The organism is Streptococcus sp. HMSC072G04 (assembly GCF_001813295.1).
Taxonomy (GTDB): domain Bacteria; phylum Bacillota; class Bacilli; order Lactobacillales; family Streptococcaceae; genus Streptococcus.
Window position 1 is genome coordinate 9,639 of record NZ_KV812044.1, and the last position, 22,757, is coordinate 32,395.

At 43.3% G+C, this 22,757-nt stretch carries 21 protein-coding genes; all 21 read right to left on the reverse strand.

Features of this window, described 5'->3' with window-relative positions:
* The coding region (locus HMPREF2904_RS12050) for a CshA/CshB family fibrillar adhesin-related protein (protein WP_256263288.1) at positions 1–4,346 on the reverse strand (4,346 nt) is incomplete at its 3' end.
* A 204-nt stretch (positions 4,347–4,550) separates the two neighbouring features.
* Positions 4,551–5,390 (reverse strand): thymidylate synthase, encoded by an 840-nt coding sequence (locus HMPREF2904_RS09355; RefSeq protein WP_070662241.1) that lies wholly within the window; start codon positions 5,388–5,390, stop codon positions 4,551–4,553.
* A gap of 90 nt (positions 5,391–5,480) precedes the next feature.
* The gene (locus HMPREF2904_RS09360; protein ID WP_021153285.1) at positions 5,481–6,440 is read right to left on the reverse strand and encodes an ROK family glucokinase; all 960 of its coding nucleotides are present in this window, start codon (positions 6,438–6,440) and stop codon (positions 5,481–5,483) included.
* A gap of 86 nt (positions 6,441–6,526) precedes the next feature.
* The gene (locus tag HMPREF2904_RS09365) at positions 6,527–7,045 is read right to left on the reverse strand and encodes a hypothetical protein (protein WP_024055631.1); all 519 of its coding nucleotides are present in this window, start codon (positions 7,043–7,045) and stop codon (positions 6,527–6,529) included.
* A 9-nt stretch (positions 7,046–7,054) separates the two neighbouring features.
* Positions 7,055–8,923 carry an ABC-F family ATP-binding cassette domain-containing protein gene (locus tag HMPREF2904_RS09370; protein WP_070662244.1) on the reverse strand — a complete coding sequence of 623 codons (1,869 nt, stop codon included), beginning with the start codon at positions 8,921–8,923 and terminating at the stop codon, positions 7,055–7,057.
* Positions 8,920–10,131, reverse strand: coding sequence for a CCA tRNA nucleotidyltransferase (locus HMPREF2904_RS09375; RefSeq protein ID WP_070662246.1), 1,212 nt, complete (start codon positions 10,129–10,131; stop codon positions 8,920–8,922). The genes HMPREF2904_RS09370 and HMPREF2904_RS09375 overlap by 4 nt, the downstream gene beginning before the upstream one ends.
* The gene (gene dapB / locus HMPREF2904_RS09380; protein WP_070662249.1) at positions 10,128–10,895 is read right to left on the reverse strand and encodes a 4-hydroxy-tetrahydrodipicolinate reductase; all 768 of its coding nucleotides are present in this window, start codon (positions 10,893–10,895) and stop codon (positions 10,128–10,130) included. Before dapB ends, HMPREF2904_RS09375 begins: the two co-directional genes overlap by 4 nt.
* 10 nt (positions 10,896–10,905) lie before the next feature.
* Entirely contained in the window at positions 10,906–11,754 is an 849-nt protein-coding gene (locus HMPREF2904_RS09385) for a DegV family protein (protein WP_070662252.1), read from the reverse strand.
* Positions 11,755–11,757: 3 nt separating this feature from the next.
* Entirely contained in the window at positions 11,758–12,132 is a 375-nt protein-coding gene (locus tag HMPREF2904_RS09390) for a DUF1149 family protein (RefSeq protein ID WP_003001888.1), read from the reverse strand.
* Positions 12,133–12,333: 201 nt separating this feature from the next.
* On the reverse strand, positions 12,334–12,774 hold the full coding sequence (locus tag HMPREF2904_RS09395) for a hypothetical protein (RefSeq protein ID WP_070662255.1): 441 nt from the start codon (positions 12,772–12,774) through the stop codon (positions 12,334–12,336).
* A 123-nt stretch (positions 12,775–12,897) separates the two neighbouring features.
* Complete coding sequence (locus HMPREF2904_RS09400) at positions 12,898–14,865, reverse strand: PTS fructose transporter subunit IIABC (protein WP_070662258.1); 1,968 nt, start codon at positions 14,863–14,865, stop codon at positions 12,898–12,900.
* Positions 14,862–15,773: a 1-phosphofructokinase gene (gene pfkB / locus HMPREF2904_RS09405; protein WP_070662261.1), complete on the reverse strand. Its 912-nt coding sequence runs from the start codon at positions 15,771–15,773 to the stop codon at positions 14,862–14,864. The genes HMPREF2904_RS09400 and pfkB overlap by 4 nt, the downstream gene beginning before the upstream one ends.
* Positions 15,770–16,513: a DeoR/GlpR family DNA-binding transcription regulator gene (locus tag HMPREF2904_RS09410; protein WP_031573070.1), complete on the reverse strand. Its 744-nt coding sequence runs from the start codon at positions 16,511–16,513 to the stop codon at positions 15,770–15,772. The genes pfkB and HMPREF2904_RS09410 overlap by 4 nt, the downstream gene beginning before the upstream one ends.
* 229 nt (positions 16,514–16,742) lie before the next feature.
* Positions 16,743–19,064 (reverse strand): CAP domain-containing protein, encoded by a 2,322-nt coding sequence (locus HMPREF2904_RS09415; RefSeq protein WP_070662264.1) that lies wholly within the window; start codon positions 19,062–19,064, stop codon positions 16,743–16,745.
* A gap of 138 nt (positions 19,065–19,202) precedes the next feature.
* Positions 19,203–19,919: a tRNA (guanosine(37)-N1)-methyltransferase TrmD gene (gene trmD, locus HMPREF2904_RS09420; protein WP_070662266.1), complete on the reverse strand. Its 717-nt coding sequence runs from the start codon at positions 19,917–19,919 to the stop codon at positions 19,203–19,205.
* Positions 19,909–20,427 carry a ribosome maturation factor RimM gene (rimM, locus tag HMPREF2904_RS09425; RefSeq protein WP_003007471.1) on the reverse strand — a complete coding sequence of 173 codons (519 nt, stop codon included), beginning with the start codon at positions 20,425–20,427 and terminating at the stop codon, positions 19,909–19,911. The genes trmD and rimM overlap by 11 nt, the downstream gene beginning before the upstream one ends.
* Positions 20,428–20,480: 53 nt before the next feature.
* Positions 20,481–20,813, reverse strand: coding sequence for a MazG nucleotide pyrophosphohydrolase domain-containing protein (locus tag HMPREF2904_RS09430; RefSeq protein WP_049507369.1), 333 nt, complete (start codon positions 20,811–20,813; stop codon positions 20,481–20,483).
* Between the two features lie 42 nt (positions 20,814–20,855).
* Positions 20,856–21,095, reverse strand: a complete 240-nt coding sequence (gene kphA / locus HMPREF2904_RS09435; RefSeq protein ID WP_003001620.1) for an RNA-binding protein KphA — start codon at positions 21,093–21,095, stop codon at positions 20,856–20,858.
* 20 nt (positions 21,096–21,115) lie between these two features.
* The gene (rpsP, locus tag HMPREF2904_RS09440) at positions 21,116–21,388 is read right to left on the reverse strand and encodes a 30S ribosomal protein S16 (protein ID WP_003007475.1); all 273 of its coding nucleotides are present in this window, start codon (positions 21,386–21,388) and stop codon (positions 21,116–21,118) included.
* Positions 21,389–21,509: 121 nt separating this feature from the next.
* Positions 21,510–22,199 (reverse strand): pyrimidine 5'-nucleotidase PynA, encoded by a 690-nt coding sequence (locus tag HMPREF2904_RS09445; RefSeq protein WP_070662267.1) that lies wholly within the window; start codon positions 22,197–22,199, stop codon positions 21,510–21,512.
* Positions 22,199–22,693, reverse strand: coding sequence for a YkgJ family cysteine cluster protein (locus tag HMPREF2904_RS09450; RefSeq protein ID WP_070662269.1), 495 nt, complete (start codon positions 22,691–22,693; stop codon positions 22,199–22,201). The genes HMPREF2904_RS09445 and HMPREF2904_RS09450 overlap by 1 nt, the downstream gene beginning before the upstream one ends.
* Positions 22,694–22,757 lie beyond the last annotated feature (64 nt).

A 22,757-nucleotide genomic window follows, 5' to 3' on the forward strand; every position in this document is an offset into this window, starting at 1 on the left:
ACACGGCTATCGCCTTCAGTAAATACAGGTTTACCAGTTTGTGTGGCACCTTGGATATCTGTTGTTTCAGCAGGAGTTGCTGTTGGTGTAACTGGTGTTACGGTTGGTGTGTAAGTCGCTGAAGCCTTAGTTCCGTTCATATCTTCACGGACAACAGTTACAGCAGGTGCTGTACCGATGAATGTTTTTTCTGGAACGAAGGTTACTGTTCCATCTGCAGCTACTGTGAAAGTACCTACACCGTCTACAGTCTTCGTAGTTGAACCATCATCGAAGGTTGCTGGAACATTTTCATTGATGGCTACAGTCTTCTCAACGCCATCAACCGTTACAGTTCCACCCTTGAATTCAGGTTTACCTGTTTGAGTAGCACCTTGGATGTCTTTTGTTTCAGCTGGTGTAGCTGTTGGAGTTACTGGCAATACTGTTGGTGTATAAGTTGCAGAGGCTTTGGTTCCGTTCTTATCTTCACGAACAACCGTCACTGCTGGAGCAGTTCCAACGAATGATTTTTCTGGTACAAATGTAACAGTACCGTCTGCTGCTACTGTGTAAGTACCAACACCTTCAACGGTCTTAGTTGTTGAGCCATCGCCAAATGTCGCTGAAACATCTTCATTGATATCAACAGTCTTCTCAACGCCATCAACCGTTACAGTTCCACCCTTGAATTCAGGTTTACCTGTTTGAGTAGCACCTTGGATGTCTTTTGTTTCAGCTGGTGTTGCTGTTGGGGTTACTGGAACGATTTCTGGTGTGTAAGTTGTATCAACCTTGATACCGTTTGAGCTTTCAGCTTGAACCTTGGCTGGTGTGACTGCACCAGTGTATGATTTATCAGTCGGTGTGAAAGTTACTTGACCAGTTGCTGGGTCAATTGTGAAGTTACCGATCACGGTTGTACCGTCTGCCGCATAAGCTGGTGTCGTTGAAACTTCGTTACCATCTTTATCTAGCAATGTGTAGCTATTGTCTTTAATGGTAATAGCTTTATCTTCACCATTTACTTGAACGGTTGTTCCTGCAAAGGTTGGTGTACCGGTTTGAGTTGCCCCTTGAACATCTTTAGAAGTTGCAGGGTTTGCAGTTGGAACTGCTGGCACAACAGTTGGTGTGTAGGTCGCATCTGAAGTAATGGTTGCAGTCTTACCATTAGCATTTGTAATAGTAGCAGTTGCCTGAACAGTTACTCCTTTTGCAGTACCAACAAAGTCTTTTTCAGGTGTGAAGGTCACCGCTCCTGTAGTAGGATCGATTGTATAGCTACCTTCCCCTGCTACTGTTACAGTTGTTTCATCAGTTGGTTGACCAGTTGCTGGATCCACCAATTTCTTGTTAGTGATTTCAGCAGTCTTGTCGTTACTCAAATCAAAGGTTGGTGTTTGGGTTTGAGGAACGTTTTGAACATCCGCAGAAACTTTGTCTGTTGGAGTCACTGTGATAGGAGTAACCGTTGGTGTGTATTTAGCTTCAGCTGATTTGATGTACTCAGGTTGAACAACACCATCCTTGTTTCGACCAACTGGAGCTGATAATGAAACAGTAACACCATTTGCAGTACCAGTAAAGCTTGGTTCAGGCACAAACGACACTTCACCTGTTGAAGGTTTGATCGTATATGTTCCTTCACCTGCCACTGTTACAGACGTAGCTTCCGTGATAAGACCTGTTGCTGGATCTACTAACTTAGCTGGATATTCTGCACTAGGAGCAATGGAAATCTTATCTCCATTAGCATTTGTTTCTGTAGTATTAAAGGTCGGTGTTTCTTTTTGAGTTGCTCCTTGAACATCAGTCGATGTCTTGTCAACTCCTTCGATTTCAATCGGAGTGACTGTTGGAACGTATTGACCATCCATGGTATTCAACTGACCATTAATGTTAGGTTCTTGATCTGGGAATTTGGTTGACCAACCAGTATCGTAGCCATTGTTATCTGAACGACGAATAGAAATACCATCAGCTGTTCCAAGGAAGTTATCTTCTGGGATAAATTCAACGTCTACGTCTTTACCATTGGCAGTGATCTTGTATTTACCTTGACCTGGTACAACATAGTAACCATCTGCATCAAGCGTTGCACGGTTGCCATCTTTGTCAACGATGTATGGTTCTACCGTTTCATCAATAACAGCAGTAGAATTACGTTCATACTTGTGTTCACCACGAGCTGTAAAGGTTACTGTTGCTGTTTGTTTGGCACCTTGAGGACCAGAAGTTTCCTTAAATTCCCCTTTTGGTGGGTGGGTAATTTGAGTCTTGAAGTCTTCTACTTCCCCTGAGAAGGCCATACCAGTTGGGCTCTCAATCTCGGTAGCTTTCTTGGCAATACGAACACGAGCACCTAGTTCTTTAACGCTAGGGTCGATATAAGTCTTGCTATTTGCAAAGGTCAACTCAACAGTGCCATCTTGTGTGATTGTAGCGAGATTTGAGCGTTCATCCTCATCGAATTTACCATTTTGGTTAAAGTCTACCCAACCATAGATATGTGCTTCTGAAGCTCCATCTGTATGAGCTTGAACTGACAGCTTGTAGTTACCTGGGCGTGTACGGTCCATCTTGATCATCTCATTGGTTGTACCTTTAAGCTCATCTGGAAGCAATTGGTTAATTCCTTCATCGGCCGTAGTTGCCTTATCATCACCGAACCAGTCGAGAGTCGTATTCTCATCCATATCAGGACTCACGTTACCAAGATACGGTTGATTTACTTTAGCTCCAGTAACGCCATCTACAGTTGCAATGGTATGAACTGCCTTACCGTATGACTCAGGAGCATCCCCTTCATCAAGTGGGAAGAATCCTAGCATAGCAGACTGTTTACCACCTGAAGCGATGTAAAGTCCCACTTCAGATGCTCCGCGCGTCATTACGATTGGAACCGTTCTATTTCCTTCAGAAATGTTTGGTCCAAAGATACCGGTTCCTAAACCACCGGTAACTTTGTCAGGATTTCCAAAGTATTTCCAAGCTACTGGTTTCTTTTCTGGTCCAACTTCAGTAGATCTACGAAGTTGGTTTAAGTTGGTATTATTAAATTTAGGATTAGGTCCAAAAAGATTTTCAGTATCTTGTGGTTCATAAGTTACAGAAGTTTTTGGTCTGGTAAACTTTTTCCATTCTCCAATATGCTGCCAACCTTCTCCATTGGTAGTAAACATAACTAATTCACCTGGGTTAGCAGACTCCCCATCAGCCATAACAATAGCTGGCTTAACTGTCTTGCCACGGAAGGTTGCAGAGATTTCAAACTGAACTCCAATATTTCCACCATTCAAAGCTGAACTTATGGTAGTCTTCTTGGTTTTCGTATCAATATTCTCAAATCTGATTTCAGTCCAATTATTTTGGGCATCAGCGACGATTTTGGCTTCTTCACCATTGTTAAAAGCTTGCTTAGCAGCATTTGAAGTGACTCCACTTACATAACCATTTTTTGCATTTGGATCATAGGTTGCTTTTTCAGCTTCTGTAGCCCCTTGATTTTCCATCCGTTTCTTATAGATTTCAGTCGCTTGGAAAGGTTTCAAGGATTTGACTTTTACAGTAACTACATAACCAGGCATGATTTCCTTGGTATAGGTAGCCCCAACTTGAAGAGCTAATTTCTCTTCTAAGTTTTCAGTTGGTTTAAGTTCACTTTTAGGAACTAATGTTGTAGTTGTTCCTGTCCAGTTAGCTACATCTCCAAAGTCCAACCAAGTAATCTGGCTAGCCATAGATTTGGCATCAAGATCTGTTGTAAAGCCAGGCTTTTCAACTTTTGGAGTTGATGTTGCATCTTCTACATCATCCCCAATTAAGTTTGGATCATTGGTATCACCCAAAGCACGGCGAGTACGGCGACGGCCTCTTGTTTCCTCTGTTGAAGGTGTATTAGTAGTTGCTGGTGCTTCGACACCTGCCGCAACTTCCTCTTTCTTATCTGCAGTTGTTGAAGTTGCTTCTCCTGCCTTGTTTTCTGGTGTAGCAACTTCCAAGCTTGGTGTTGCTGAAGTAGCTGGTGCACTTGATGTTGCTGAAGTTGCTGTACTTGTGCTACTTGCTTCACTAGTTGAAGCTGCTGTTGAAGTTACAGCTGGGCTTGCTTCATAAGTTGTTGCAGCTGTACTCGTTGTTTCAGCTGTGGATGCCACTGAAGTAGCTGCTGAAGTTGCTGGCGCTTCAGACGCTGTAGCAACTGCTGCTACACTTTCACTTGTCGTATCTGTCTTTTCTTCTGCGGCTGCACTTGCGGCTGTCCCAACCATGACAAGTGTCCCCAAAAGTACTGAGCAAACACCCACATTCAATTTACGAATCGAGAATCTGCTAATACGATCATTAAATAAGTCTTTCCCCATTTAATGGACCTCCATATTTATCTATAAATTAACATTCTATTTAAATTTGTTTAGTTTTTTCCAAACCTTACCTATTTTAACAAAATCCGAACGATATTCAAAACATTTTAACTGAAAAATGAGTAAAAATTTTCAGCTGAAATCCTTTTAGAGCTAAAAGGATTTCAGCCATAGATAAGGGCATCAAAAAACCTTGATTTATCACTAAATCGCAAGATCAAACTTTAACTGTGGCTTTACTGGATCATAATCGACCAGTTCAAAATCTTCTGGTTTGATATCAAAGAAATTGGTCCCGTCTGGAACATTCAAAACCAAGCGCGGTTGGCAATCAGAGGGCTCGCGACGGAGCAATTCCTCTGCTTGTTCAAATTGGTTGTCATAGATATGAAGGTTATTAATGAAGTAAAAGAACTTCCCAACCTTCCAGCCAAAGTGCTTAGCAATCATCATCTGTAGGGCTACATACTGCATGGCATTGATATGGTGAGCTACCAACATATCATTCGAACGCTGGGTCAGGGTCGCATCTAGATAGATCTCCCCATCCACGCGCCGTACGTCAAACATAGTCTGGAAAGCACAGGGCAAGAGACCTTCCGTCTCCTCAAAAGCTTCATAATCCCAGAGCGAGATGATATTGCGGCGATTCCAAGGATTAGCCTCTAATTGCTTGAGGATTTTATTCGTAATGTCATGCTTTTTGACAACAGCTCCATAGCGCTGACCGATTGTCCGGCTATCTCCCACTTCCCAGTCATTCCAGTAGTGGACATTGTACTTGTCTTCTAAAAGATCCAGGCTATTCGACTGATCCTGGTAGATCCAGAGCATTTCTTTGATAGCTGATTTAATCGCGATGGGACGAAGGGTCGTGATAGGAAACTCACCTTTTGCGAGGTCAAATTCCATAAAGGCTCCCGTGATGTACTTGGAGTTGGCCGTTCTACCATCCTTGTACTTAGGGCGCGCCTGCTCTGACCAGACCCCTTCTTCCATGATTTTTCGAATGTTTTCTTTAAAAATTGTATCTGCTTTTGTCATATACTCTCCTTGAATCCAGTTTTGTCTTCATTATATCACAGGAGGCAGAAAAAAAGGAGATCCCAGCACGAGCCAGATCTCCATTTCATCTTATTGTAATACAAGGGATGCAGCACCGATCACACCGGCATCATTTCCCAAAGTAGCAAGTGCCAATTGAGTCGATTCACGCACTTGTGGGAATGAGTTTTCTTCAAAGACTTTGCGCACACCATCCAAGAGGAAGTCTCCAGCAGCGGAAACCCCACCACCGATAACAATCTTAGATGGGTTCAAGGTTGAACCGATGTTGGCAGCAGCAAGTCCAAGATAACGTGAGAAGTTCTTATAGACGATCAAAGCAAGAGCGTCACCTTCTTTTGCCAGGTCAAAGACCGTTTTAGCCGTTACTTCTTCTCCATTGTCGATCAAGACTTTCAATTGAGAGTCCCCTTCGTACTCATCGGCATAACGACGAGTCAAGTTGACGATACCAGTTGCTGAGGCAACCGTTTCAAGACAGCCTTTTTTACCACAGGTACATTGGATTGGATCATCAAAGTCAACAGTGATGTGACCAAGCTCACCAGCAGCTCCACGTACACCATGCAAGAGACGACCTTCAGCGACGATACCACCGCCGACACCTGTACCAAGTGTCATGAATACGACATCTGGTTGGTTTTCACCAGCCCCTTTCCAACGTTCACCCAAAGCAGCAACGTTGGCATCATTATCGATAAAGAATGGAATATGAAGGGCACTTTCGATCTTTTCTTTGACTGGTTGAAGAGTCTTCCAGTTCAAGTTGTAGGCACCGATAACTGTACCTTTTTCACGGTCAACGACACCAGGTGAACCCATTCCAATTCCTTGGAATTCAGAAGCATCCAGCTCAAGCATTTTCAAACGATGCGCGATGGATTCGATCATATCATCTACGATATGGCTACCTTCATCCAAGATATTTGTTTTAATAGACCATTTTTCTTGAACTTCCCCATCCAAAGTAAGGATGGCAAACTTAATTGAAGTTCCCCCAAGGTCAATCCCAATAATTTTTTTAGACATCTGTAACTCCTTTCAAACTTGTAAACACTTACAGATCTATTATATCAGACTTTTTATCAAACGCAAAGGTTTGCACGTAACTTTTCTTAACTTTTTAACAAGAGACTAAAGGATTGAAATCCTAAAATGAGGAAAATCAAACCAATAATATTTAATAGAAAGACGCTTATCGAGAGCGGACTAACAATTAAGAATAAACCGATGAAGAGCTGTAGCAAGGCAAAGAAGATATAACGCTTGGACAGTTCTTCAACCTTTCTCGAGTAGAAATTAGCTTTTCGGAAGTTTAAAATCGAACGGTAGATCAGCCAAATTCCTAAGGTAACTGGAAAGACAATCGGCAAGGTCTTGTAGCCATAGAGCAGTAAGTAGACCGCAAAAACTAAGGCGACCATACTGTGGAAGAGCTGTTGCTGCTGAATGATACCAGCTTGGCGCAATCGGTAATAGCGTGAAAAACGCGAAAGGGAAATTAAAAAGAAGCCACAGGAAATCAACCAGCTAAATGAGCCGATGTGCTCAATTGGATTGATAAACAAGACGATACCAATAATGGTAAAAATAGTGGCTGAAATCCCAAGGGATATCCGGTTCAATTGATTCATAGGGCCTCCTTATTCATCTAATTCACTCAGGTATTCATAACGATCGTACTTCTCAAGCAATCGCTCATTTTCCTGATCCAATTCCTTTTGAAGGGCTGACAATTTGCCAAAGTCAGAGCCGTTTTCATTCATCTCCACTTCAATCTCTGCGATCCGATTTTCAATGGCTTCGATATCTGCTTCAATACTCGCCCACTCCTGCTTTTCCATGTAGCTCATGCGCTTCTTCTCTTCTTTTGGCTTAACAGGTTTCTCTTTTTCAACCTTGTGACTGGCTGTTACTTGAGCTGCTTCAAAGGCTTTTTCATCCAGGTAATCCGTATAATTGCCAAAGAACTCACGAATGCCCCCGTTTTCAAAAGCCAGGATCTTGCTTGCCACTTTGTCTAGGAAATAGCGGTCGTGGCTAACGGTAATGACGGGACCTCCAAAGTTTTGAAGGAAGTTTTCCAAAACCGTTAAGGTTGCGATATCCAAGTCATTGGTCGGCTCATCGAGGAGAAGCACATTGGGTTTTTCAATCAAAAGTTTTAAGAGAAAGAGGCGCTTCTTCTCCCCACCGGAGAGTTTTTCGATCAAGGTTCCGTGCATAGAGCGTGGGAAGAGAAATTGCTCCAAGAGATCAGCAATCGAAGTCGTCCCAACGGTCGTCTTCACTTCCTCAGCAACTTCCTGGAGGAAATTAATCACGCGCTTGCTTTCATCCAACCCATCAATCTGTTGAGAGAAATAAGCCACCCGCACGGTTTCCCCGATAATGACCTGCCCAGACTGAGGCTGCAGTCGCTCAGCGATCAGATTGAGTAGGGTGGACTTGCCGACGCCATTATCCCCAACGATCCCAATGCGGTCCTTATTTTGCACCAAGAGGTTAAAGTCCTGTAAAATCGGCTTGTTTTCAAAAGCAAAACTCACATCTTTAAACTCGATGACTTTCTTTCCGATTCGGCTGGTCTCAAAGTTCATCTCCAAATCCGTCTGGCTGCTTTGACCAGACAAGTCTTGCTTGAGATCATGGAATCGATTGATCCGTGCTTGTTGCTTGGTCGCACGCGCCTGGGGTTGACGCCGCATCCAGGTCAACTCCTGCTTATAGAGTTGCTGCTTCTTATGAAGAAGGGCCGCATCACGCTCATCTTGCTCAGCCTTTAAGCGAACATAATCCTGGTAGTTTCCCTGATACTCGATCAAGCTAGCTCGATCCAACTCAAAGATCCCTGTTGAGATATTATCCAAGAAATAGCGATCGTGGGTAATGAAAAGCACAGTTTTCTTAGAGTTTTTTAAGAAATTGGTCAACCATTCGATGGTATCAATGTCTAGGTGGTTGGTCGGCTCATCTAGTAAGAGCAGATCGTGGTGAGATAGCAAAACTTGGGCCAGTTGCACCCGACGACGTAAGCCTCCAGATAGATCTCCAACTTTGGCGTTCAAATCTTCAATTCCAAGCTTTGAAAGGACCGTCTTGACCTGACTCTCGATCTCCCAAGCATTGAGTGAATCCATCTCCGCCATGACCTTTTCCAGACGTGCTTGGTTCTCTTCTCGGTAATCCGCCATCAAGTATTCATAATCGCGAATCAGCTGCATTTCACGTAAATCACTAGATAGCACCGTATCCAGAACCGTCTTTTGATCATCAAAGTCTGGTTCCTGCGTCAAATAGCCAATCGTATAATCACTCTTGGCAGAAAAAGGACTCACATCTCCATCAAAGCCAGAGCGACCTGACAATACATCTAACAGCGTGGTTTTTCCAGTCCCATTGACCCCGATCAATCCGATCCGATCCAAGTCGTGAATGATAAAGGAAATCTCACGAAAGACGGTCTTATCTCCGACAGATTTGGTTAATTTATCGACAATAAAATCGCTCATTTTTCCTCCTCTTTTGCTTGCTGGATATAGGCGATGATGGCCTCTTTTTCATTGGCCAGTTCCCCATCGACAATGGCATATTCGATCTTTGTCAAAATGTCTCCTAAGGCTGGACCTGGTTGAAAGCCGTAGTCTTTGATCAGCATACCGCCATTGACCACTACTTCATGCTTATCATGAATGGTCAAGCTATCATAAACGCGCTCAATGGCCAAATAATCCACACTCAAGGCATACGCTTCCCGGAGCTCTTCAGCTAGTAGCAACAAACGCTTCTCATACTTGTAGCAGGCACGCTTGTCTAGACTTCCATTTTCTCGGAGCTTCAGAATCTCCACGATCTGCTCCACCGTCTTGGCAAAGTCTCTAGAGGTCTTCCATTTCTTAAAGAATTTTGGAATATCTTGAATCTCTAGTGCTAAGACCAGAGCAGCCCAGGCTTGCTCAGAAGTTGAAAAGGTATATTCCAACTCTATGTCAAACAAACGCTCGATCGCTGCTTTACGATCCTTCATCTCTGGCAGATAGTGATAGGCTCCACTGGCTAGCATAGCCTCCAAGCCCTGTCTCCAGTATGGAGAAAGCAAGAGTTTATCAAACTCGATGAAGGTACGCTCTACGGAAATCTTCTCTAGTAAGGGAGCACACTCCTTCATGGCATCAAAGGTCGCCTCTTCTAATTCAAAGCCGAGACTGGCTTGAAAACGAAATCCTCGCATGATCCGGAGTGCATCTTCGTTAAACCGTTCATGAGGAAGCCCAACGGCCCGAAGAACCTTGTTTTCTAAATCTTCTAGTCCATGAAAGAGGTCAACAATTTCTCCTTTTTCATTTAAGGCAAAGGCATTGACCGTAAAATCACGACGCTTGAGGTCTTCTTCAAGCGAGCGTACAAAAGACACGGAGCTCGGACGGCGATAATCGACATAGACATCCTCCGTCCGGAAGGTCGTAATTTCATATTCTTGACCATTTTCAAGAACTAAGACAGTCCCATGTTCGATACCGACGTCCACTGTGCGATCAAAAATCGCCTTGGTCTCTTCTGGGTAAGAGGAGGACGCGATATCGACATCGTGAATTGGACGATCCAAGAGGGCATCTCGGACAGATCCCCCAACAAAATAGGCCTCAAAACCAGCTGCTTTAATCTTCTCTAATATTGGTAAAGCCTCCTGAAACTCAGAAGGCATCTTTTCTAATCTCATAGTAAGTGTTCCAAACCATAGACAAGCTCATGACGCTTGACAACTTCTTTAATCCCTAGATTTACTCCTGTCATGAAGGAAACACGATCATAGGAATCATGACGGAGAGTCAACCCTTCGCCTTGGCTACCAAAAATCACCTCTTGATGAGCCACTAGGCCAGGCAATCGAACCGAATGGATGCGCATCCCTTCAAACTCTGCCCCTCTTGCTCCAGGCATCAACTCTTCTTCATCTGCTGCACCTTGCTGGATCTTATCGCGCTTCTCAGAGATCAACTCAGCGGTCTTAATCGCTGTTCCACTCGGTGCATCTTTTTTCTTATCGTGGTGCAATTCGATAATTTCTACATTCGGGAAATACTTGGCTGCTTGCGCTGCAAATTGCATCAAGAGCACGGCTCCAATGGCAAAGTTCGGAGCGATCAAGCCACCCAAGCCCTTTTCACGTGAAAGGTCTGTCAATTCTTGGATCTGATCAGGAGTGAAACCAGTCGTTCCCACAACAGGCGCAAAGCCATTTTCAATTGCAAAGCGAGTATTTTCGTAAGCAACCTTGGGCATGGTAAAGTCCACCCAAACATCTGCCTCTAGACCCGCGACATCTTCTTTGCGGTTAAAGACAGGGACTCCTACAACCTCTGTCTCATCAGTAAATGGATCGATCAAGCCAGCTAATTCTAACTCAGGATCTTCAGAAACCATCTTGTAGGCTGCTTGTCCCATTCTTCCCTTGAAACCTGCGATAATGACTTTAATGGACATAGAATTCTCCTTAAACGATAGGGATATACCCAACTGCTAAGCTATGGTCACCTAAGTGCGTCCCAATAACCCCTCCAAAAGTCGCAAAAGGAATGTCACCTTCCACTCCTTCTTCAATGAGCAGTTGGCGAAGTGCTTCTGCTTTTTCAGGGACATTGGCATGGATGACAAAGACTTGGTAATGACCATCTGCGATATCTGATACAACAATCTCTACCAAGCGTTTCATGGCTTTCTTTTCCGTCCGGACTTTCTCAAAGACCTCAATCACGCCTTCATCATTAAAATGAAGAATAGGCTTGATGCTCAAGAGGTTCCCAAGAATGGCAGCCCCATTTGACAGACGACCACCTTTAACCAAGTGGTTCAAATCATCCACCATGATATAGGCAGAGGTTCCATCAATCTGGTGTTGGACATTGGCAACAATCTCGTCGAAGGAACGGCCTTCACCAGCCCATTTCAAGCAGTCTTCTACCATCATCCCTAGAGGAGCACTGGTGATTTTTGAGTCCGGAAATTCGACGGTCAAGCCTTCAAATTCGTCCTTCAAATATTGGATATTTTGGTAGAAACCAGAAATACCAGATGACAAGAAAAGACCGATAGCATGTGTATAGCCCTTAGCTGTCAAACCAGATAAGACTTCTTCTAACTCTGCCACACTCGGTTGGCTAGTCTTTGGCAATTCCTTAGATGCAGCCATCTTTTGGTAGAACTCATCGTGTGTCAGGTTCTTCCCTTCAACATAAGACTCCCCATCGATATAGATCGGGATCTCTAAAATAAATAAGTCGTCGTGATGGAGTACGTCTTGCGTTAAATAGGCAGACGAATCCGTGATCACTGCTAATTTCATTGATTAAAACTCCAAATTAATACCCGGTAAATCGAGGGCAATTTCTGTGACTTCATAAGTCAAACGGTTGAGCATATTCAAGCAAGGGCGAGCCAATTCTTCCACTTCGTCTTTGCTGAATTCGCTTGGTTCATTGACATAACGACCAAACAAGTGGTTGATTTGAGTGATGGTTCCACTGATCACAAAACCGTCAAAAACGATCATGTAGCTCAAGATGACAATCAAGGAAGTCGTGTTTTGTTCTTGATCACGATTGATCAATTGAAAGTTTACATCTACTTTTGTTTCAGGGATGCCGTTTTCTTTTTCCCACTCAAAATTACGAGCGTCATAGTGGTATTGGCTGACAAATTCTTTTTCACGTTGAATATCCATTTTTATTCTCCTAAAAATATGCGATAGGCTTATTATATCATAATTCAGCTCAAGATACCAACGCCGAATGAGGTGATTTTTTCACTTGTACAAGAAGAAAAGCCCAGGGAAGTTTGGCCGGTCTTTAACTTGTTTTGCTCAATTCTTCGCTAACTCTTTTGTAAGGATCGAAAAAACAAGATAAAGACTTTTGAATGACGATTAGTCATAATAATACCAACCGCCATCCCTATAAATTCTTATGGGTTGCATCTCATAAATTCCAAATTCCTTTGGTGTGCTGGTAGCATTATCTAAAGAAAAGCCAACCATGAATTTCGTTTGTTCATTCTGATTCACCTTTCCTCGCAGTGTTAACATATAGCCACCTCCTTGTGGCGTACCATTTCCTATCTCATCCCATTGCGTTTCATCCCAAGCAATCTGGACAGATTCAACTTTAGGACTTAACGATTTTACAAAATCTTCAATTTCTTTCGCATGCTTCTTTACATCTTCTAACTGTTGTTCCTTAGGACTGACTTGATTCGCTTGATGACTACTAATTGAAAACAAGTTTGGATGTTGAGAACCGATAATTACCACTCCTGATAACGCAATTGCTGTAAATCCCAATATGAGAATTTTCTTCTTTTTTCTCATTGATCCTCCAAGAAAAATGCTTTCTACTATCATATCGAAATCTATAGAGATATGCAACTTCATCACTAGTTGGTGTTTTTGCGCAATAAAAAAGGTTGGGCATTCCCAACCTTTTAATCATATTTAGTTTTTAGGTTTGCGAAGCAATCCGAACAAGATACCACTTACGACTGCACCGATCAATACGAACAAGATGTAAAGAAGTGGATTTGAAGTAAGGGCGATAACGAAGATACCTCCGTGAGGAGCCATGAGTTTCAAGCCTGCAAGACCAACAAGGGCACCTGTCAAAGCTGAACCTACGATGAAGCTTGGAATCGCACGCGCTGGGTCAGCTGCACCGAATGGAATGGCACCTTCTGTGATGAAGGAAAGACCCATAACAATGTTAGTCAAACCAGAATCGCGTTCTTCTTTAGTAAATTTGTCTTTGAACAAAACTGTAGCCACAAAGACTGCCAATGGAGGAACCATACCAGCTGCCATAACAGCTGCCATAACAATAGAACCACCTGAAGCAACAGATTCAGCAAGTGTACCTGTAGCGAAGACATAAGCGGCTTTGTTAACTGGTCCACCCATATCGACAGCCATCATACCGCCGACGAGAAGTCCAAGAAGGACAGCTGAGCTACCTGACAAGCTTGAAAGGAAGTTGTTAAGACCAGTATTAATAGCAGCCATTGGAATATTGATGAGGAACATCAAGAATCCTGTCAAACCAACACCAAGCAATGGCAAGAGAAGGATTGAACGGATACCATCGAGTGAACGTGGAAGACCTGCAAGGGCTTTGCGAAGTAAGAGAACAACTCCACCTGCAAGGAAACCACCTACCAAAGCTCCAAGGAAACCTGATGATACGGCTGCTGGTAATTCACCTTTAGCAGCACCGTAGGCGATATTTCCAAATGCTGACCCTGAGCTAGCAATAGATCCAGCGATAAACCCTGCTACAAAACCAGGTTTTTCAGCGATTGAGAATCCAATGTAACCTGCAAGTACAGGAAGCATGAAGCCAAAGGCTACTCCACCAATTGTTTTAAATTGTGCTGCTAATACATGATAAGAACCAAGACTAGACAATTGATCTTGAGGTACACCCATAACTTGGTCAATCAAGAAGGCAAGGGCGATCAAGATACCACCACCGATAACGAATGGAAGCATTTGAGAAACCCCACTCATCAAGTGTTTGTAGAAGGCTCCACCCAAGCTCAATTTTTCTTGGCTAGCGCTAGTTTGGGCAGCATTTTCAGCGTGGAAGACATCTGCTTTGCCATCCAAGATGGTTTGGATCAATTCTTCTGTCTGACGGATACCAGCTGCGACTGGTTTAGAGATCAATTTTTTGCCATCGAAACGAGCGGTTTCAACTGCTTTGTCCGCTGCGATGATAACCCCTTCTGCTTTTGCGATTTCTTCAGCTGTCAAGCGGTTGCCGACACCAGATGCCCCGTTTGTTTCAACGCGGACCGTAACACCCATTTCTTCCCCTTTTTTGATGAGGGCTTCTTCTGCCATGTAAGTGTGGGCGATCCCTGTTGTACATGCTGTAACGGCAACGATCAATGGTTTGTCAGATGAGGCTGCTTCTTTGACTGCTTCTGCTTTTTTCGCTTCTTCAGCTGCAGCTTCTTGTTCTTCTGCATCAAAGGCTGCGATCACTTGATCAGGAGTGCTTGCTTGGCGAAGTTTGTCCGCAAATCCTGGTTTCATCAAGTACTTAGACAATTCAGCAAGGGCTGCCAAGTGAGTGTCGTTTGCTCCTTCTGGAGCTGCGATCATGAAGAACAAGTCTGTTGGTTGACCATCAAGCGATGCATAGTCCACACCCTTGTTTGATTTTGCAAACAAGACTGTAGCTTCTTTAACTGCTTCATTTTTGCTGTGGGGCATAGCAATTCCGTCACCCAAACCAGTTGAAGTTTGTGCTTCACGGTTCATGATTCCAGCCTTGAAGGTGTCAAAATCTGTCACCACACCTTTGTCAACGAGCGATTGGACCATCTCATTGATCACGCCCTCTTTATCTGTTGCTTGAAGGTCAAACAACATCACGTTTTTATTTAAAACGTCTTGAATTTTCATAGTTTTTCTACCTCTACTTTTTCATAAGTTTCTTTTATATAATCAGCTGTTGCCAAATCATCTGAGAAGGTGGTTGCTGTTCCGCAAGCCACACCCCATTTGAAGGCTTCGATAACATCTCCCGTCGTTGCGAGCTTCCCAGTGAAGCCTGCCACCATGGAATCTCCAGCCCCGACAGAATTCTTCACTTGACCTTTAATTGGTTTTGCGAAGTAAGTGCCACTAGGACTGACCAGAAGAGCACCATCACCCGCCATGGAAATAATGACGTTTTGTGCTCCTTTGGCCAAGATTTCTTTGGCATAGCGTTCAATTTCTGGCAATTCCGTCAAGGTAACGCCAAAAATATCTCCCAATTCATGGTTGTTTGGTTTGACCAATTGGGGATTGAACTCCAAGGAATCAATCAAGGTTTGCCCTTCAAAGTCGCAAACCACTTGCGCACCTGTCGCACGAGTTGCTGCGATCAATTCTTTGTAAATGGCATTGCCGAGTGAAGATGGAGCAGATCCTGCAAAGACTACAACATCATCTTCTGTTAAGCTCGATAAGATGTTGAGCAATTCTTGCAACTGAGCTTCCGTCACTTCTGGGCCATTCCCATTGATCTCTGTTTCCTCATCAGCTTTGATCTTGACATTGATCCGTGTATCTTGGTCTACTGTCACAAAGTTGGTTGAAATGGCTTCGCTAGTCAGTACGTCTTCGATGAAGCGTCCAGTGAAACCACCGATAAATCCCGTCGCTGTGTTCTCGATATCGAGACGTTTCAAGACACGACTGACATTGATTCCCTTACCACCGGCGAATTTATCTTCCGAAGCCATCCGATTGACCGCTCCGGTCTCTACATGATCGAGACGGACAATATAGTCAATTGCTGGATTCAGTGTAACTGTATAAATCAAACCTCTATAACCTCCGTTTTTTCTTTTAAAACCTTTAATCGTTGCGGTTCACTTTGATTGGTGATAATCATTGCTCGCTTGATAGGAGCCACTTTGACAAAGGATGTCACCCCAATTTTCGAATCATCCGCTAGGATATAGGTTTTTTTCGCATTTTCGATAATCGCACGCTTGACAGATCCTTCTTCCAGGTCTGGAGTGCTGTAAAATTCATCATCGATTCCATTCATACCAAGAAAGGCTTTGTCAAAATTCAACTGACCGATCTGATTGAGCGCGATCCCTCCGATACTAGCATCTGTTGAAGATTTTACCTTCCCACCGATGATGACCGTTGGAACATTTCGCTCGACCAACTTGGTCGCATGGTGAATCGAGTTGGTCACCACGGTTACCGTTGGATTGACAATTTCTTGTACCAAAAGTTCATTGGTCGTCCCGGCATCGATAAAGATCACATCATGATCTTTGATCAATTCCGCTGCTTTTACAGCGATCTTTGACTTAACTTGAATGTTTTTGATAGATTTTTCTTTATTGCTTTCTTCCTCTTGAAGAAAATGCAGGCTTTCCGCACCGCCGTGAACCCGGCGAAGTTTACTTTCAGCTTCTAATTCATCCAAGTCACGTCGAACCGTTGATTCAGACGTCCCCAGCTCTTGTACAAGGGTTTCTAAGGAAACAAATTTTTCCTTCAGTACCTTCTCGAGGATGAATTGTTTTCGTTCAGACTTAAGCATTTCTCCTCCTTTTGCAATCGATTACAAGGATTATTATACTCCATCTCCAAAAAATGTCAACACTTTTTATCATTTTCTATCATTTTCTTTCAAACATTCTAAAAGTGTACAAAAAAAGAGTAGGAAAGAACTCATTTTGTTAAGCGAGTTCTTTTCCCACCCTCATCAATCTTCTTTGAAGAGTTTAAGCAATAAAGTGTCTAAGCATTCACTCTATCTTCGGTATGTCTTAATCATTTTTTGAAGATTGTTTCTTTTTCTTGAAACCAAACAATCCAGCAAGTAGCCCGACGGCAACACCTGTTGTTGCTGCTGCATATTTGGAGGAATCAGTTCCAGCCACAGCTTGGCTGTTTTCTTTTTTCGGTTTAATTTCTTCTACTTTAGCTTCTTGTTTTGGCGCCGGAGTAGCTGTTGGTGCTTGCACTTGCGGACTATTGGTAGTTGTTGGAAGAACGGTTGGTCTATCCGAGAAAGTTGTTGGATTGCTTGAGCGGATATCCATTGGCATATCTGCTGCTTCTAAAATAGCTGGATCCATCCGTGAGGCTAGATCTTCATATTGGGAATTCAACAGCTCCACAACACTTTGATAAGATTGAAGGGTTGTAAATTCTGCTTCCAATTTTTCTTTTTTATTCTCTAAATTAGCCACCGCAGCTGATAAAACGGATTGGGCTTTGACCAATAATTCTGGTGCATTTTTAAAGTCAGAAAGACGTTTTTCAGCTGCAACCAGGCGCTCTTGCGCCGCCTTCAAGCCCTCATGCGCTTCTTGAACGACTTGGGCTTTTTCTGCCTCTTCTGCTTTTAAAAGATCTAATTTCTCACGCGCAGCCGCTAACAAATCCTTCGCTTTTTGAAGGGCTGCTTCTTTTGGCTGGATAGCTGCTTCAATCCGACCTCGAGATACATCAAGAGTCGCCTTCGCCTTTTCAACCGCATGGTCCTTGCTAACGAGAAGAATTTTGTAATTTTGGATGGTCTTTTGGACATTGGCCATCTCTACTGCCACATTTGAATTAGCATGGCGGGCATCTTCTAACTTGCCTTGCAAGATAATGATTTGTGACTCTTGATTGGCCTTGTCCAGCTTGAGATTAGCGACTTCATCAGATTTTGCTTTGACATCTGATCTTGTCGTCGTAGCCCCAGCTCCCTGACGCAATTGGTAAGCGAGTGCACTGGTTGACACTGCTGAATTGACTGGGCTGTGTAAGAAAGCTGCTTCTGACATGGCATTGCTAGGGTCATAAGCGACTGATAAAGCTGTCGCTTTGTTGTCTACCATTTGGAGGTAGTGACCAACCTTAGCAAATGCCTCAGCCCCAATCTTCATATAGATATCGTTGGCATCGATTTGTGTTTCGTCTGTCGGTAGACCATATTGAGCCGCTACTTCTTGATAAGCCGCTTTTTCATTGTACCAAAAGTCAACCGCACCAGCAGGTGAGAAACCATAAGCGATGTTCTCGTTTGGCAAATACTTAAACATATGCCAGTTGGCTTTCTTGAAGTATTCCAACTGTACTTGACTGGCAGGAAGGGAATAAGGATCCAGCTCCAATTCAGGCAAGCCGGCATTGCGACGATAGCTATTGATGGCATCCGCAATTTCAAGAGCACGAAGGTTAGCTTGCAAAGATCCAGACTCTCCAACCGTCAAGCCATCTTCTTCCCGACCACGCTTGTAGAGGGCTAAAGCACTCGCTGCAGCTTCATTGCCATTGTCAGCTAAGTGTTGCAAGTAACCTTCATAGGTTGCTTGACTTAACTGAACTGGGCTATTGGCCGCGGCTTGTTCTAAGGCTGCCAATTCTGCTTCCTTGGTTGAGATGACCGCTTTCAAATCTGTCAGACGTGTTTGAGCCAGTTGAATGTCGCTCTCAATTTGAGCCACTGTATCTGAGCCAGTCTGCTGACTCGCTTGCAAGGTTGCAAGGTAATTCTGAGATTCTCGGATACTTTGCTCGACTTGACTTTGCTCCAACAAAGCCTGGTTGAGCACATTCTCATCATTTGAAATCGGTGCTTTGGCTTGGTTCAATTCATTTTGTGCTACATCGACCAAAGATTCCTGAGCAGTAACCTGATTTTCCTGTTGACGAACAGCCTCTACGACTTGGTCATGGGCAGCTTCTGCTTCTCGAACCTTATTTTCTTCGATAGTCACATAGGCTTGAGCCACCTTGACGTCATTTTCTGCATTCTGAACTTGGGCATCCGATGTCGTTGCGATGAGGTTTTCCGCATCCGTCACTTCTGCTTTCTTTTCTTCCAGCTCTTGCCCAGCCGCCTTGACTTCCGTTTGAGCATCGATCACTTTTTGCTCTTGGTAGTGGACATCTTTCACCACTTGCCCTTTTTGGGCAGTAATTTGCTTCAACTCATCAACCGTAATTGGTTTTTCGACTACTTCCGTGCTGTTGGTTTCTGGATTTTCATTTTGCTTCACCTCTTCCGCACTAGCCTTGTGATTAAACATACCAGATAGGACCGTTGTTGCAGCAATCCCAGTCGTGAAAACCGATTTTCCTAATTTCTTTCCCATTAAACTCACCCCCAAAACTTAATCATTTTCTTGAAGTTTCTCTACCCCTTAGCATACCACATTTTGTTACCAATAACTAGTAGGTTTAAAAAGTTTTTTTCATAAATTTTTGAGGCAAAAGAAAAACAGCTGACGCTGTTAGTCTTCTTGTTTAATTTGTTCCAATATCTTCTCTTCTTCTGCTGTCAACTCATAGTTTTCTAGCAAGTCTGGACGACGTTCTAAGGTCTTTTTCAAACTCTGATAGAGGCGCCACTGACGGATATTTTCATGGTGACCACTCATGAGGACATCTGGAACGGTCATCCCTCTGTATTCATAAGGACGTGTGTATTGAGGGTATTCTAGAAGGCCAGAGGAGAAACTGTCATCTTGGTGACTGGACTCTTTTCCAATCACTTCTGGAATCAAGCGGACCGTCGCATCGATCATGGTCATGGCCGCTAGCTCGCCACCTGTTAGTACATAATCTCCAAGAGAAATCTCATCCGTCACCAAGGTCTTGATCCGCTCGTCGTAGCCCTCATAGTGACCACAGATAAAGATCAATTCTTCTTCCTGAGCCAACTCTTCTGCATAAGATTGGTCAAAGGTCCGACCAGCAGGATCCAGCAGGATCACGCGCGGATTCTTTTTCTCAATCGCATCAAAGGCATCAAAAATGGGTTGAGCTCGTAGAAGCATGCCTTGCCCGCCACCATAGGGTTCATCGTCCACATGGCGCGCCTTCTCCGCGTTTTCACGGAAATTATGGTAGTTGATCTCAAGGAGTCCCTTTTCACGCGCCTTTCCGACAATCGAATGCTCAAGGGGAGAAAACATCTCTGGAAAGAGGGTTAAAATATCAATCTTCATCGTCTAACCCTTCTAAGATGTCTACATCCACCCGGTTTCCTGGGATATCGATATTGAGCACCACTGGTGGGATATAAGGCAAGAGAAGGTCGCGTTTACCTTTGCGTTTCACGACCCAGACATCATTAGCACCTGGTTGCAGGATTTCCTTGATCTGACCGATTAGTTGGTCATTTTCATAAACATCAAGTCCGATGATCTCATGGTAATAAAACTCGCCATCCTCCAAATCTGTCAAGTCTTCTTCCGCAACCTTGAGGCTAAAGCCTTTGAATTTTTCGATGGCATTGATATGGTACATATCCTTAAACTTGATGATGTCGAAGTTCTTGTGCTTGCGATGACTGGCAATGGTCACTGTTTGGACAAAACGATCCTTCTCATCAAAAAGAGCCAACTCAGCTCCTTTTTTAAAGCGTTCATCTGCAAAGTCTGTCACAGACAAGATCCGCATTTCTCCTTGTAAGCCTTGGGTATTGACAATTTTCCCGACATTAAAGTAATTCATGATTTCTCCAGTGTAGTTTATTCACTCTATTTTATCACGTTCAAGAGATTTTCTCAAATGGACTTATCTGCTAGAAACTGCTCCAAATCCCGCTCGTGCTGGTATTTTACGGCTGCTGTTTTATCTTTTTCAAAGATAGTTTTAGTAAGGTCGATTTCATTAATGGCCGCGATAGCGACCGTGTAGTGAATGATATCAGCTAGTTCTTTAGCCAATTCCTCATTTGAATCTTGGACACCCGCTTTCCGTCCAGAACGTCCATTTAACACCTCGGCTACTTCGCCAACCTCTTCAACCAGCTTGATAAACAAACCTTCTTCCGTCCGGGTATTCTGGTAATGTTCTTGTAAATAGGCTTGTAACTGCCGAATAGTCACTTCTTTCATTCTTTCTCCTTGCAACAAAAAACGGGACCAAGTCCCGCCTTTTTATTTTTCGTCAATAACGATTCTTACTTTTTTATCTTCAGTTGGGACAGAGTAGACAATCGTTCTTATCGCAGAAATGGTGCGACCTTTTCGACCGATTACACGACCAACATCGCTAGGATCAAGGTCAAGATGGTACTCCAAGAATTCAGGAGTATCTTCGATCTTGATGGTTAAAGCATCCGGTTGTGAAATCAAGGGTTTCACAATTGCAATAATGAGATTTTCAATCGTATCCATACATCAACCTACTTTAAAAATTATTTTGAGAATTTAGAATCGTGGAATTTCTTCATCACACCAGCTTTTGAAAGGATGTTGCGAACTGTATCTGAAGGTTGAGCTCCATCAGCCAACCATGCAAGAACGCGGTCTTCTTTCAAAGTTACTTGATTTTCTTCAACAAGTGGATTGTAAGTTCCAACTGTCTCGATGAAACGTCCATCACGTGGTGAACGTGAATCTGCTACGTTGATACGGTAGTAAGGTTTTTTCTTAGAACCCATACGAGTCAAACGAATTTTAACTGCCATTTTTATAAGTCTCTTTTCTATATTTTAATTTCGGTGAAATAGACAAGCTATTTAGCACATGATCTATTATAACACATTTCATAGACCTGTCAAGAAAAAAACTTGACACTATGTAATTTTTTTATTTTATCAGTAAATCGGCGATTTCTTGATAGTTGCTAACGGTATAAGTCGGCACTACCTGGCTGGTATTTTCCTTATGATCAGGGTTATACCATACGGTAGCAATCCCTGCAGCATTCCCTCCTGCGATATCAGCTGTCAAAGAATCACCGATCATGAGGGTCTCTTCCTTGCTAAACCCTGGAATCAGCTGGCCTACTTTGTCAAAAAATGCAGGTTCTGGTTTCTGAGTATGAAGTTGTTCAGAGATAAATACCTCTTTAAAATAAGGTGCGATGGTAGAATGAGCTAAGCGTCCTTCTTGAATGGCAGTCACTCCGTTCGTTGCACCATAGAGCTGGTAACCTGCTTTTTCAAGTCGTGCCAGTAAGTCCTCCGCCCCTGGGAAAGACTGCCCTTGAAGACTGATGTAATCCTGGTAGCGAAGAGCCATCTCGGCCCCATCAACTGTGATCCCAAAGTGGGCAAACCCAATCGCAAATCGACTATCCACGAGTTCTTGTTTGGTGAGCTTCTTTTGTTCTAAATCCTTCCAGAGCCCTTGGTTCATAGGTTTGTAGTAATCTTTAAAGGCCTCTACATATGGAAAATTCATGTCTTCTAACATCTGCGTCAAAGCTGTTTCTTCAGCAGATTCAAAATCCAACAAGGTATGGTCCAAATCAAAAAGTAAAAATTTATATGCCATTACAAACGATCTTTCAATTTTTCTACAAATAAATAAGCTGCTGGGCAAGTGAGCGTATTTTTGATGGTGAGATGGTTGATCTGATAGATCTTCTTTCTATCGGTGTGAGGAAATTCCCGACAAGCTTTCGGACGAACATCGTAGATGGAACAGAGGTTATCTCCTCCTAAGAAAGGGCAAGGCATGGATTTAAAAACCTTATCCCCATCCTCGTCAACTTGAAGAAATTCTGCCTCAAAGGCAGGAAGCTTCATCTTGAAATACTTGGCAATCCGCGTGATATCCGCTTCCTTAAAATCGGGCCCTAAGGTCTTGCAGCAATTGGCACAAGCCGTACAATCGATTTCTTGGAAAACTTCATCGTGGATTTCTTGCGCTATTTTATCTAAATTCTTAGGCAGCTTCTTCTTGAGATTCGCCAATATCTTGCGGTGCTCCTTTTGCTTTTGGAGAGCTAACTGATGGTATTTTTCAATATCAATTTCCTGTGTCATCCTCTATTTCCTCTTCTAAACAATAGAAAGATTATACCACAAAGACTCTAAAAAAAGATAGATC